The sequence below is a fragment of the Pedobacter miscanthi genome, assembly GCF_003315595.1.
Taxonomy (GTDB): domain Bacteria; phylum Bacteroidota; class Bacteroidia; order Sphingobacteriales; family Sphingobacteriaceae; genus Pedobacter; species Pedobacter miscanthi.
Genome location: NZ_QNQU01000008.1, coordinates 42,183 through 55,620, shown reverse-complemented (window position 1 = coordinate 55,620; position 13,438 = coordinate 42,183). Strand labels below are relative to the sequence as shown.

The window sequence follows — 13,438 nt, the reverse complement described above, 5'->3', positions numbered from 1 at the left end:
TATTTTTTGTTGTTTACTAAACAAAAATTTTAACTGCAAAGTTTTTATCACCCGATATCGCCGGCAACTTATAAAACCAATTTAACTTAATATTTTGCTTATATCCCAACATTTTAGAAGCGCATAGCTCACTAAATTAGCACCTTATCCTAACCAAAATAACCACAAATGAGAAAACTAATTTTATCGGCCCTGCTGATACTGAATTTAACTTTACCCGGTTTTGCACAGAAACGGCTTGGTAATGAAACTACCGCACAAAAAACAAAACGCATGGAATGGTGGACGAATGCCCGTTTCGGGATGTTTATCCACTGGGGGCTATATGCTTTACCTGCCCGCCACGAATGGGTAAGAAATGCAGAACGCATTACCAACGAAAATTACCAGAAATATTTCGATCAGTTTAATCCTGATCTTTTCGACCCTAAAAAATGGGCAAAGGAAGCCAAAGATGCAGGAATGAAATATGCAGTATTAACCACCAAACACCACGAAGGTTTTACCTTATTTGATAGTAAATACACCGATTACAAAGCCACCAACACGCAGGCCAAAAGAGATCTGGTAAAAGAATTTTTAGATGCTTTTCGTGCCGAAGGCATAAAAGTTGGGTTTTATTATTCGCTGATTGATTGGCATCATCCTGATTTTCCTGTCGATAAATACCACCCATTAAGACCCCAACCTGAAACAGACGAAGCTTATGCAGCGCTCAATAATAACAGGGATATGGCCAAATACCACAAATACCTGTACAACCAGGTTACAGAACTGCTTACCAAATACGGCAAAATAGATATCCTCTGGGCCGATTTTTCTTACCCTGGCAAGCATGGTAAAGGCCGTGATGATTGGGGATCAGTAGAATTGCTAAAACAGATCAGAAAACTACAGCCCGGCATTATCGTAGATAACCGCCTCGATTTAAACGATTACGAAGATGGTACCGATTTTGAAACCCCTGAACAGGTGGGCCCGAAAGAACTCGAAAAATATCGTGGAAAAGTATGGGAAACCTGCCAAACCTTCTCGGGATCGTGGGGCTACCACCGTGATGAAAACACCTGGAAAACGAACAGAAAATTATTGGATTTACTGATCACCTCAGTAGCCAATGGTGGTAACTTGTTGTTAAATGTTGGTCCTACAGCACGTGGCGAATTTGATAACCGTGCCAATACTGCTTTAGATAGTTTAGCGCTCTGGATGCATGCCAATTCAAAATCCATTTACCACTGTACTTTTGCGCCAGCCGAATTTAAAACAGCTGAAAACATCAGGCTCACTTATAATCAGGATGCAAAAAAACTATATGTACACCTGTTCGAATATCCAAATACCGGCTCGATTACTTTAGAAGGCTATAAAGACAAAACAAAATACGCCCAGTTTTTACATGATAATTCGGAAGTACAGATTGATACCGAAAAATCAACCGGCAATAACCTCGTTTTAAAACTCCCTAAGAAAAAACCGGATTTCGAAATCCCGGTGATTGAATTAACCTTGAATTAATCTGCCTATATGAATCAGCCAGCCTGCAGGATAAAGCTTGCAGGCTTTTTTTGTATGATTTTATCTCCATGGCCTGAAAATGAATAAAACATATCCTTGTTTTTATTGTATTGATGTTAAATAATCCATGAGAATAAAAGGAACATTCATCCATCAGCTTAAAACGGGCGAAAATGCTTTGATTCTGCTAGCAGCCAGTAAAACAGAACAGGATAAACTGTACCAGCATTTAGCGGTAGACGCTTACCAGTTTAAAAAGGAGCTTGTGGAAGAAGAACCACGTATCGAGCTGATTTCGGCAGGCTATAAAAATGAAAATAACGAAGTAACCTGGAATGAAGAATATATCCCGGTGCCAAAATGGTACGAGCAGAATTAAAGCCAGCTAAACATTTTTTTAGAAACAACTGTTAAGTTACTTATGAAGTTTTTCGTGTTTCCGATTTTTCTGTTATTGTGTTATTTCCAATCCTTTGCCCAGTATACCGATAGCACCAATTACCATGTACTGCTTTCTTCAACAGGCTCAATTAACCGTACCAACGAAGACCGCGCTTATTTATTAAACAATGCATTAAATTTTGGGATGAAAAAGGAAAGTTTTGTGCTGAATTCTACTTCTGCTTGGCTTTACGGTAAACAGAATAACAGCTTAACCAATAATGATTTTTCTACCACCTTAAATTTCAATCTTTATAAAACCTTTCCGCACTTCTATTATTGGGGCCTGGTAAATTATAATACCAGCTATTCGTTAAAGCTGAAAAATCAATTGCTTGCCGGCGGTGGTGTTGCTTACAGCATACTGGATAAACCAAATGCATACATAAACCTTAGTGATGGGGTATTATTTGATCAAAGTAGTTTAATTGTTGGCGATAGTTACCATACTTATCGAAATTCATTAAGATTACAGTATCACTTTGCGATAAAAGAACTGATAACGATTGATGGCAACCATTTCCTGCAAAATTCGTTTAGCAGAAAAGGCGACCATATTATCCGATCCACTACTACCCTAGGATTAAAACTCCGTAAATGGATCAGCCTCACCACGGCACTTACTTATAATAAACTGAACATTACCCAAAGCGAAAACCTGAACCTTACCTATGGATTAACACTTGATAAGTATTTTTAGTTCGTACTCACCTCTCCTTTTTTAGCGATAAAATTGCGTTTGTGGCTTTCAATAGCAGGACGCCACTCTTTTAATGTGAGTTTGCACATCAAACAGGTATTCAGATCACATCTGCTATTTTTTTTCATATTTTAAAAGGGATGTTGGGTAAAAATAACAAATGATTGCACAACTTTATTGTACAACACACAAATTCTGTAGTTCTTCACCATTGTTGAAAATTTTACAAGAATAAAACCCGCTGAAATAGAACACATAGCATTTTTTTTGACTGCATCTGACCTGAAAAAGTTTAAAGATATGCCTCCAAATGGTAATTTTGTGTTATGGCAAATACAAACGTTAGAAAATCAATCCAGAATAAGATCGAATCATTAGGTAAGGAAATTGAAACCTTACAGGGAGAACTAAAAAGATGGGAAAAAATTGCAGCCGATTATGAAACCAACTCGGAAAGCATTGATTTGATTTTATCGATACAATTACCTGAAAAACCTGAACCAAAAGCCAAAAAGGTAAAATTGTAAAAAGATTAAAGAAACCCCGGACCGAATATCCGGGGTTTCTTTTTTAATAAATAGCCATCAACTACCTCCAAAGGTCGTTAACGCTGTCCCGAATCTTCGGGATCAGGTGCCAAAATAAACCCGGTGGTTATGGCATCAAAGCAAGTATCACTCAAACTTTCTTACGGGTTGTAAAACCCTTTTGCCTCATCTTCTGTTATTAATGTACAACAAAATCAGAATATATGAAAAAGTTAATGTATGTAATGGCAATTTCGGCCCTGGCCTTTCAGGCTTGCAGCGGTGGTAATAAAGATGCCAAAGAAAGTGCCGATAGTTTAAACATGGCAAAAGATACCACAAGCAATGCGGCAGCAACCGGCGGAATTGCAGTGGATGATGCTGATGCTAAATTTACCACCCAAGCTGCTGTTGGCGGAATGGCCGAAGTAGAATTAGGTAAGATGGCACTCGAAAAAAGCAGCAATGCACAGGTTAAAGAGTTTGCAACCATGATGGTTAAAGATCATGGCATGGCCAATACCGAATTAATGGCTATAGCGAAACAGAAAAACATTACTCTTCCAAGTACAGTAGATGACGAGCACAAGAAAAAAATGGAAGACCTGAGCAAAAAAACAGGTGCCGATTTTGATAAAGCTTATGTGAGTGCAATGGTAGATGGTCATAAATCTACTTTAAAACTAATGGAAGATGAATCTAAAGATGGAAAAGATGCAGATTTGAAATCATTTGCTACTAAAACAGCTCCAATAGTTCAAACCCATTTGGTCATGATCAATAAGATTAACGACAGCATGAAATAATATAGAGAACGCATTAAATTTCCAATCTGAGAAATTTAATGCGTTCTTTTTACCGTTTTTCCTTTCTGAAAATATCCCTAACTGCTGAGTTTATTTTTTCAAAACTGATGGGTTTAACAATAAATTTATCGCAGTATACAGCAAAGGCTTCCAGAGCATATTTTTCATGTCCGGTAACAAAAACCAGATAACGCACATGTGCGCGTAGCACTTTGGCTACATCTATCCCGGAAACTTCCATACCGATATCCAGAAAAAGCAGGTCAACAGCATCAATCTCCCTGATGGCCAGAATACCTTCTATCGGATCAGTATAAGTTGCAATTGTAGTTATTCCTTCGGTACGGGTAATAAAACTATTTAAAATATCGATGCTAAGCTGATCATCATCAATAATGACACAATTAAATGGAGCGGTACTAAATGATTGCATTAATGTTTTTGAGATGGTAAAGCTAAAAATATGCCTAATTACCAATCTATTGTATAAAAACCAGCCATCCTTATCATTTACGGTTGATTATTTTTGATTTAAATCAAAATATTGACACAATTTTCTATATTTCAAGAAATGACAGCAGTTGTAACTATTGCCGTACGGCAATGTATGATAATATTCTACCGCAATTTTAGCGGTTTTTGATTTAAAATTCAGGTGGAGTATGAAGATTGATAAAATTTTTACGGCTGATCATTTTTAGATAAGGATAATTTCCATTTAATTGTGTACGTTGTTTTAACTCGTACAAAAAATGTCCACCTAAGTCTACAATTATTTTTGCGGTAGCTAAATACCATACACTATGTGGTTGTTTCCAGCAAAATGAATATAAATTGGAAGTGAATTTAATATCCTTTAATTCCGGGTGGTAAAAATTGAGGATTTTTGGATTAACCAATCCCTGCTCCACCTCCGTTTTGCGCACCATTGAAAGATGGTCCGAATGACAAAATTCGTAACCTGCCAGTTTTGGATCATCCACATCAGGCAGGTGTTTCAGGATTTTAAAGCCTTTAAATTTTTTGCCGTTCAGTACCCAGATCAGATTGGGGTAAAAAGCTTCGCGACTGTGGAGTTCGGCTACGGTAATCGGAGAATTTTGAAATTCGATGGTATAACCTGATGGCGTAAAAATATCGGCACGGTGAAGATCGGTTTTGGCAGTATCGTAAAAGGCAACCTCCCTGAATGAAAGCGGGAAAGCCAGCTTCCAGTCGCGGTGCCATGCGGTTTCTCTTCGGTAATATTCCTTCTTAAGTGTTGGAATATCAGAAGCTGCTTCAGCCAGCTGAATCTCTTTATTTATTTCGCTGTTATCCATTCTATTCGGCCAGGATATTCAAATCATCATTAGGGGAAACAAATTTAAGCTAATTATTTTAGTATGGCAAGCGGATGGCGTTTGGCGGATGGCGTATAGTGTTAAGCGGATGGCGTTATGCGTAAAGCGTTAAGTGGAGAACGGATGCTTTAACTATGTGCCCGGAACTCGATCTGCTGGCTTTACGACTAAAGACTTAGGACTTCAGACTAAAGACTAAATTACTAACTTTGTACCCATGACCATCCAAGAAATACAGCAGCTAGAAGACTTTTTTAAACAGGCAGGAAAACAACAGGTACCCATTTACCTGAACGAAGCAACCGTAATTACCGATTATGAGCACTTTTTGGAAAGTCATTTAACCCCATTGAAACTTAATCCGGAGGCAAAGGTGAATATCCCGATTTTGCACCGGTTAAAAATGCTGAAGCTTTTGATCGAATCGAACGCTTAAAAACTGGAAAAAAATTTCCACATGCGTTTAAAACTTTTCTTTTCAAAAAATTGTTCTCTTGTTGATTTTTGATCCCTCACAATTGAACAACAACACATGGAAACCATTCTAACCGACGCTGATTACAAACTGGTAATTAACCGCATTGCTGTACTTTCGGCAAAATATGAACTTAATACTTTTGAAAACGAAGAGTTAAAACAGTTGAGTGCCATGGCAATAGTATATGAATGCAGGCGGTATGATTTTACGGTTAATCCTGCTTTTTATTATTCTACCACACAGCAGGTGTCTTAGAAATTAACTTTTAGAAAAACCGGCACTTCAGATACTATTGTACGCCATCAAAATGAAGAAACTGTTGTAAGCTTTGTTATCCTGGGGGATACTGAAAGATCTTTTAAGCTTCTTCAGGCATTTGGCATGATAAATTATTTTCTTCACTTATGCCTTTCAGAATATCCATCCAGATTATCTAATCCGGTGGTAAAACCTTATTCCATACCTATTTGGTTAAATATATTCACTGCTTCAATACAGCTATAGGCAGTTTCAACCTTTACGGCAACTAAAAACTTAACCTTCTTAAATTTTTAAAATAAATAATTCCAACTATATTGGGCGTTATTGGTTATTGCTTTAATTGTTCCCTGTTTTATGACAAAAAATATTTATATCGCTTCGGCGGAGCCCTATACCGGAAAATCGGTTATTGCTTTTGGAATGATTAATATGCTGCTGGCCAAAACCCAGAAAGTGGGTTATTTTAAGCCCATTATAGCGCAGGATGATCCGGACCAAAAAGACGAACATGTAGAGGCCATGCTGGATTATTTCTCGCTTCCGGTAAAGTATGAGGATGCTTTTGCCTTTACCCGGCAGGAAATGCTGCATCAATCGGATGATAGTGGTGCCATAATTAATACCATTATCAGTAAATACAAAAAACTGGAAGATAATTATGATTTCACGGTAATTGAGGGCAGCGATTTTTTGGGTGAAGGCATGGCTTTTGAGTTCGAATCGAATGCTTTAATGGCCAAAAACCTCGGTGCCCCGGTGCTGATCGTTGTATCAGGAAAGAATAAAACCGCGAGTCAGCTTTTTAAAACAGCCATTAACATTTACCGCAATTTTCTCCTGCGCGATGTGCAGGTGTTGGGTGTGGTGGCCAATATGGTAAATCCGGAGGAAGCGGAACGTATTAAACAAGCGTTAAGCAATCAGTTACCGGCAGAACTGCTCATTGCCGTAATCCCTACCGAAACCGGATTGCAGAGCCCAACCATGAAAGAAATTACGCTGGCTTTGGGCGGCGACGTACTTTTCGGGGCTGAATTATTGGGTAACCAGGTAGATAATTTTGTTACAGGTGCCATGATGCTGCCCAATTTTTTAAGGCATATTAAAGATAACCTGCTTATTGTTACACCAGGCGACCGTGGGGATATCATTATCGGCGCATTACAGGCCAATTTATCCGCTAATTATCCAAAAATAGCCGGAATTGTATTAACTGCCGGAAGTTTGCCCGACGAACCGATCATTAAACTGATTGAAGGTTTGCAAACTATCATTCCAATAATAGCCGTACAAAAAGGTACTTTCGAAACCACTACAACTATTGGTGGCATCCATTCAAAAATTACCATCGAAAACAAGAAGAAAATTGCCCTTGCGATTGAGCTTTTCGAAAAATATGTAGATATCAAAGCACTAGACGATAAAATTATCACCTTCAGTTATCAGGGCATTACACCGCACATGTTCCAGTACCAACTGGTTAAATGGGCCAAACGCGATAAAAAACACATTGTATTGCCCGAAGGAAATGATGAACGTATTTTAAAAGCAGTTGAAAAACTGATTGCACAGGATATTGTAGACATTACACTTTTAGGCGATCCGGCAGAAATTACCGGAAGTATAAAAAGACTGGGACTAAACTTAGACCTTAATGCTTTAAGAATACACGATCCTAAACAATCAACACATTACAACGATTATGTAGAAACCCTGCATGAATTGCGCAAGGCAAAGAATGTAAACCTTGAAATGGCGAGGGATATGATGACCGATGTTTCTTATTTCGGAACGATGATGGTTTATAAGGGCGATGCAGACGGCATGGTTTCTGGAGCCGTACATACCACTCAACACACCATCAGGCCGGCCTTACAATTTGTTAAAACCAAACCAGGGGTATCGGTGGTTTCTTCCATCTTTTTTATGTGTTTGCCAGAACGTGTGGCCATATTCGGCGATTGTGCGGTCAACCCCAATCCTACCGCCCAGCAACTGGCAGAAATTGCGATTTCGTCAGCCGAAAGCAGTGCAAAATTCGGGATAGAACCGCGTATTGCAATGCTCTCCTACTCATCTGGAACATCAGGTGAAGGTGAGGATGTAGAGCGTGTAAGAGAGGCAACTGCGATCGTAAAAGCAAGGCATCCGGAATTAAAAATTGAAGGGCCGATACAATATGATGCAGCCGTAGATCCATTAGTGGGCAAACAAAAATTACCTGGATCGGAAGTAGCCGGAAGGGCAAGCGTACTTATTTTTCCGGATTTAAATACAGGAAACAATACCTACAAAGCCGTACAACGCGAAACCGGTGCATTGGCCATTGGTCCGATGTTACAGGGCTTGAACAAGCCAATTAACGACCTAAGCCGTGGTTGCACAGTAGATGATATTTTTAACACCGTTGTAATTACAGCGATACAATGCCAGGATATTTAATATGAACATTTTAATCATCAATTCAGGGAGCAGTTCCTTAAAATACCAGCTTTTTAAAATGCCCGATAAAGCTCCGGTTTGCAGCGGCCTGGTAGAGCGTATTGGCATTGAAGGTTCTTTCATCAAACACACCGTTTATAGCCAAGGCGAAAAACACAGCATGGAAGAATCGGGCTTTATATCCAACCATGGCGAAGGATTAAAGCAGGTTTTAGCATTGTTAAGCCAGGGCGAATATGCTGTTATTGCCAGTCCGGATGATATTGCAGCAGTTGGTCACCGAGTGGTACATGGTGGTGAGCATTTTACAGGAGCAACACTCATTACAGAGGAAGTAAAAAAAGAAATCAAAAAGTTGTTTTCGCTGGCACCTTTGCATAATCCTGTTAATTATAAGTGTATCGAAGTTGCCGAGCAGACTTTTACCAATGCCAAACAGATCGCGGTATTTGATACGGCATTCCATCAAACCATACCCGAACAGGCCTATCGTTATGCCATCCCGGAGTGGTATTATAAGGAACATGGCATCAGGGTATACGGATTTCATGGTACCAGCCACAAATATGTGAGTGAACAGGCCATTAAATGGCTAAATAAGGAAAAATCCAAAATTATCAGCATCCATTTAGGTAATGGTTGTAGCATTACCGCGATTAAAGATGGTAAATCGATAGATACCAGCATGGGTTTTGGTCCTTTAAGCGGATTGATGATGGGAACCCGATCTGGAGACATCGATCCATCAGTAATTTTTCATTTAATGGAACATTCGGGATATAGCCTCGAACAGTTAAGCACTTTGGTAAATAAACAATCAGGGCTATTGGGCGTAGGGGGATCGAGCGATATGCGCGACATCAGAAAACTGGTAAGCGAAGGAAATGCAGCCGCAGCTTTAGCGCTTAAATTATATGCTTACCGGATTAAAAAGTTTATTGGTGCTTATGCAGCCATTCTGAACGGAATAGATGCCATTATCTTTACCGCCGGTGTTGGCGAAAACGATAGTAATATGCGCGAAGCAGTATGTACCGAACTGGATTACCTTGGTATTGAACTGGATAGCGCCCTAAACAAGGCATACAAGGGAGAACTGAAAGAAATTAATACGATAAGCTCAAAGGTTAAAATTTTGGTGATTCCAACTAACGAGGAATACGAAATTGCACACCAGTGTTACGGGCTTTAGTCCAAAACTTCCAAAGTTAAATTGAAAGACTTCCGAAGTTGACCGAGCGAAAGCCCTGGCGCAGACTTCGGAAGTTTTTAAGGCTAAATTCATAGATTTCTCCACTACGGTCGAAATGACGCACTATTTAGGTCGTTTCCAAAATTGATAAAATATTTCCTGCCGGATCTCTAAACCAGGCAATATTTGGTCCGCCGTTACCTCTGGAAATACCTTTTTCGTCGGTTTTAATCGATTCCTGATTGTAAATTTCGAACTTCACTCCTTTTGCAATCAGTTCATCAGCAGCCTGATCTATATTTTCGACAGGAAAATTAAGCACGGTAAAAGTTGCCGGAACATGATTTGGTTTTGGGTATAGCAAAATGTTTGATGATCCTGAAACCACCACTTCGATTACCCCCATCGGGTTATCTTTAACTTCGAGGCCCAATATGCCCTGGTAAAAATCTTTTGCTTTCTGTACATCGTCTACAGAAAATGAGCTAAATGCTTTTGAATTTTCTAACATAACCTTGTTTTTAAATCATTTATGAGAACGACAGTAAATTTAAGTTGAATATTCAGTATCAACCGGTTGCGAAAGCGGCAAATGATGCACCTAAACGAGACAATATCCTGGAATACTTGAGCACAGATAGAAAGCATGCACACAGATATAAAATCTGTATTTACTTGTGGTATCAGTGGTTAAAAATTTCTAACTTTTCCACGCGCCTAACAAGCGCCTGACAACTACAATTTCAGCAATGTGATACGCGTTATGATCGGCAATCTGCAAAGCTTCGCGCAATACCGTTTGCCCATCTCCATGCGGAATCTGCTTAAATAAATCCACCGAATCCAATAAGGCAATAAATTCATTCAGATCACTATCAATCTGTTTAAGCGTATTATACCAAGTTTTTTCATCTTTTGGCGCAACTTCTTTAGGCCAGTATTCATCTGGCCATTTTGGCGATTGATGTGCGCCATCCTTACTAAATTCGAGCATATCCCACTGGGCAATTTTAATATGTTCTACCAATTGCCAGATGCTGTAAGGCAAACCGTGTGGTTTTTCGCCCAAAAGCTCGAAAGGGAGATTTGCTACGGCATCTTTTATTCCAACGTGCGCCCCGCCTCCATTCAACAGTTTCTTAAGTTCGGTAATGAGAATCGATGTTTGATTTTCCATAATAATTAAAGGATTGTATAAACTTAACAAACGTGATTCTCATAGGTTTGTATAAAATTTGATTTTAGGCTATTACCCATCGTTTTAACACATTATTCTTTTAATTTTGAGTATGAATCTATCTTTCCCTATCCTCAACACCTACACTTATCTCAACACCGCTAATTCAGGGATTTTATCAACCAATATAGCTGCGTGGCGTAACCAACACGATGAAGCTTTTATTGCCGGTGGAAGCATTTTCAGGATGGAAAACCTGCCTGTAATCGGCGAGTTAAGGAACAATATCTCCAAACTTTTTGGTTCAAAAACAGAGCATACTTTTCTGGTACAGAACTTTTCTGTCGGGTTTAATACTTTACTGAACGGTTTGGATAAAAACCACCGTTTTTTATTGCTTGAAGAAGAATATCCATCGGTAAGTTATCCGGTCATCAGTATGGGATTTGAACATCACACGATTGCGATAGATGAAAACCTGGAAGATAACATTATCAAAGCCATTGATGCCTTTAAACCCACCATATTTGCCTTTAGCATGGTTCAGTACATCAGCGGGTTGCGGATGGATGATGATTTTATCAAAAAACTGAAAACAACTTATCCTAAGCTGTTATTGATTGGGGATGGCACCCAATTTTTAGGAACTGTTGATTTTAATTTCGAAAAATCGGGTTTGGATGCTTTACTGGGCAGTGGTTATAAATGGTTACTGGGCGGATATGGGAACGGTTATGCTTTTCTTTCCGACCAGATGAAAGCGGCCATTTACAATAAAAATAAATTAGCTGAACTACCTACAGCTCCTTTTTTAAAGGGAAAGGATCATCTATCGATGTGTTTCGAACCCGGCCACTTAGACAGCTTAAACTTTGGTACCTTGAACGAAAGTTTAAATTACCTCGGCAATATCGGTTTCGATTGGATTGAAAAAAATATACAGGAATTATGCAACCGCGCTAGATTGGAACTTCATTCGAGAGGCTTAATTCCGGAATGGAATTTAGACCGAAAATATCAATCCAGCATCATGAGTATGCCATTGGAGCAAAATATGGTAGATAAACTTGCATCAGCCAAAATACTCTGCTCACCCAGGGGAACCGGTACAAGGATTTCCTTTCATTTTTACAATACTGAAGAGGATTTGGATAAACTGCTCGAGGTTTTGGATCAATCTTAGAGGATGATAAATTAACTTCATTTAGCGAACTAATTGACTTCCGTCACCCTGAATTTATTTCAGGGTCTTTCTGCTAAAAAGATGCTGAAATAAATTCAGCATCACGAATCGATTTGGACTAGCCCTATTTTAAGCATCATCATCATCAACAAATATGATAAATTAACTTCATTTAGCGAACTAATTGACCTCCGTCACCCTGAATTTATTTCAGGGTCTTTCATGCTAAAAAGATGCTGAAATAAATTCAGCATGACGAATCGATTTGGACTAGCCCTATTTTAAAGCATCATCATCAACAAATAATTATCAAGTTCAGGTTATTAGCAAGAACTATGCTTGCCTCGAACATTCAAGATCAGCATGACGATCACATTTTGAATAAAAAAGATTAATCCACCTTCCAAATGGCATCTACAAAATACTGGTGCTGATCAAAAAAGCGCTGAAGCGGTTTAAAACCTGTTTTTTCGGCAAGCTCATCAATATCGTTTAAGGAATATTTCTGAGAAATTTCCATAAAAACATACTCATTTTCAGCAAAATGTATGGCATCGTGACCAATATTAACAATCTGGTTTTTTAAACTGATCAGGTAACTTTTGCAGGCACCAGATGCCGGATCGTAAGTGGCATAATGCTCAAATTGGTCAACGTTAAAATTACCATCAAGTTCCTTATTGATACGTTGGAGCAGATTAAGATTAAAAGACCTGGTAATGCCTCCCTTATCGTTGTATGCAGCCAAAATCTGTTGCGGATTTTTTTTCAGGTCGAAGCCAATAATCAGCAGGTCGTTAGGAGAAAGCCGTTTTTTTAGTGATAAACAGAAGCTTTCTGCTTCTGAGATTGTCATGTTGCCAATATTTGCCCCCATAAACAACACTACCTTTCTACGATCGGATAATTCTGTAGCCCTTTTCAGCATATCGAAATAATCACCATTCAAGCCCTTAATATCCAGAGCAGGCAGTTTTTTAGGTAAATTTTCTTCAAGATCTGAGATTACATGTTCAGAAATATCAATCGGCAAATAGCTAAACTCTGCTTGTTTATCGAGTAGTGATTTTAACAGGTGAATGGATTTGGTGGCATCTCCTGCCCCGAGTTCGATCAGATCGAAAGCGGTACCATTTGCAGATATGGCCTGCGAAAGCTGTGCAGATTGATATTGCAGGATTTCCATCTCCGCATTGGTGAGGTAATACTCCTCCATTTCCATAATCTGCTGAAAAATGCGATCGCCGGTAGCATCGTAAAAATACTTGGAAAGCATAAATTTCGGTTCGGCGCGTAATCCGGTTAAGGTTTCCTGAAGAAATTGTGTTCTGTTGTCTGTTGTTGTTTCAATGGTGGTGCTCGTGCTCATA

15 protein-coding genes are annotated in these 13,438 nt (G+C 39.0%); 10 read left to right on the top strand and 5 right to left on the bottom strand.

Annotated elements, in window-relative coordinates; all coding sequences use genetic code 11:
• Positions 1-168: 168 nt before the first annotated feature.
• The 5 genes from DRW42_RS10565 to DRW42_RS10545 all read left to right on the top strand — a co-directional run bounded on the left by DRW42_RS10565 (position 169) and on the right by DRW42_RS10545 (position 3,992).
• On the top strand, positions 169-1,518 hold the full coding sequence (locus tag DRW42_RS10565; RefSeq protein ID WP_113948796.1) for an alpha-L-fucosidase: 1,350 nt from the start codon (positions 169-171) through the stop codon (positions 1,516-1,518).
• Between the two features lie 127 nt (positions 1,519-1,645).
• Positions 1,646-1,897: a hypothetical protein gene (locus DRW42_RS10560; RefSeq protein WP_113948795.1), complete on the top strand. Its 252-nt coding sequence runs from the start codon at positions 1,646-1,648 to the stop codon at positions 1,895-1,897.
• 42 nt (positions 1,898-1,939) lie between these two features.
• Positions 1,940-2,659: a DUF481 domain-containing protein gene (locus DRW42_RS10555; protein ID WP_113948794.1), complete on the top strand. Its 720-nt coding sequence runs from the start codon at positions 1,940-1,942 to the stop codon at positions 2,657-2,659.
• Positions 2,660-2,985: 326 nt separating this feature from the next.
• Entirely contained in the window at positions 2,986-3,186 is a 201-nt protein-coding gene (locus tag DRW42_RS10550; RefSeq protein WP_025142317.1) for a hypothetical protein, read from the top strand.
• 224 nt (positions 3,187-3,410) lie between these two features.
• A complete protein-coding gene (locus DRW42_RS10545; RefSeq protein WP_113948793.1) occupies positions 3,411-3,992 on the top strand; it encodes a DUF4142 domain-containing protein in 582 nt (193 codons plus the stop codon).
• Positions 3,993-4,041: 49 nt separating this feature from the next.
• Here DRW42_RS10545 and DRW42_RS10540 read toward each other — a convergent pair whose 3' ends face one another.
• Positions 4,042-4,425, bottom strand: a complete 384-nt coding sequence (locus DRW42_RS10540; RefSeq protein WP_113948792.1) for a LytR/AlgR family response regulator transcription factor — start codon at positions 4,423-4,425, stop codon at positions 4,042-4,044.
• A gap of 211 nt (positions 4,426-4,636) precedes the next feature.
• On the bottom strand, positions 4,637-5,314 hold the full coding sequence (locus DRW42_RS10535) for a competence protein CoiA family protein (RefSeq protein ID WP_113948791.1): 678 nt from the start codon (positions 5,312-5,314) through the stop codon (positions 4,637-4,639).
• Between the two features lie 238 nt (positions 5,315-5,552).
• On the opposite strand from DRW42_RS10535, the gene DRW42_RS10530 reads away from it, so the two are divergent.
• The 4 genes from DRW42_RS10530 (at position 5,553) to DRW42_RS10515 (ending at position 9,708) form a co-directional block, all read left to right on the top strand.
• Positions 5,553-5,771, top strand: coding sequence for a DUF6965 family protein (locus DRW42_RS10530; protein WP_113948790.1), 219 nt, complete (start codon positions 5,553-5,555; stop codon positions 5,769-5,771).
• Between the two features lie 96 nt (positions 5,772-5,867).
• The gene (locus tag DRW42_RS10525; protein WP_113948789.1) at positions 5,868-6,068 is read left to right on the top strand and encodes a hypothetical protein; all 201 of its coding nucleotides are present in this window, start codon (positions 5,868-5,870) and stop codon (positions 6,066-6,068) included.
• A gap of 360 nt (positions 6,069-6,428) precedes the next feature.
• The gene (gene pta / locus DRW42_RS10520; protein WP_113948788.1) at positions 6,429-8,516 is read left to right on the top strand and encodes a phosphate acetyltransferase; all 2,088 of its coding nucleotides are present in this window, start codon (positions 6,429-6,431) and stop codon (positions 8,514-8,516) included.
• A gap of 1 nt (position 8,517) precedes the next feature.
• Positions 8,518-9,708, top strand: a complete 1,191-nt coding sequence (locus DRW42_RS10515; protein WP_113948787.1) for an acetate/propionate family kinase — start codon at positions 8,518-8,520, stop codon at positions 9,706-9,708.
• A gap of 127 nt (positions 9,709-9,835) precedes the next feature.
• Here DRW42_RS10515 and DRW42_RS10510 read toward each other — a convergent pair whose 3' ends face one another.
• Both DRW42_RS10510 and DRW42_RS10505 read right to left on the bottom strand, forming a co-directional pair.
• The gene (locus tag DRW42_RS10510; protein WP_113948786.1) at positions 9,836-10,219 is read right to left on the bottom strand and encodes a VOC family protein; all 384 of its coding nucleotides are present in this window, start codon (positions 10,217-10,219) and stop codon (positions 9,836-9,838) included.
• A gap of 189 nt (positions 10,220-10,408) precedes the next feature.
• Positions 10,409-10,885, bottom strand: a complete 477-nt coding sequence (locus tag DRW42_RS10505; protein WP_113948785.1) for a DinB family protein — start codon at positions 10,883-10,885, stop codon at positions 10,409-10,411.
• 112 nt (positions 10,886-10,997) lie between these two features.
• Here DRW42_RS10505 and DRW42_RS10500 point away from each other — a divergent pair, with 112 nt between their 5' ends.
• Positions 10,998-12,068 (top strand): aminotransferase class V-fold PLP-dependent enzyme, encoded by a 1,071-nt coding sequence (locus tag DRW42_RS10500; protein ID WP_113948784.1) that lies wholly within the window; start codon positions 10,998-11,000, stop codon positions 12,066-12,068.
• 391 nt (positions 12,069-12,459) lie between these two features.
• Here the strand turns inward: DRW42_RS10500 and DRW42_RS10495 are convergent, their stop codons facing one another.
• Positions 12,460-13,437 (bottom strand): L-histidine N(alpha)-methyltransferase, encoded by a 978-nt coding sequence (locus DRW42_RS10495; RefSeq protein ID WP_113948783.1) that lies wholly within the window; start codon positions 13,435-13,437, stop codon positions 12,460-12,462.
• Position 13,438: the final 1 nt, after the last annotated feature.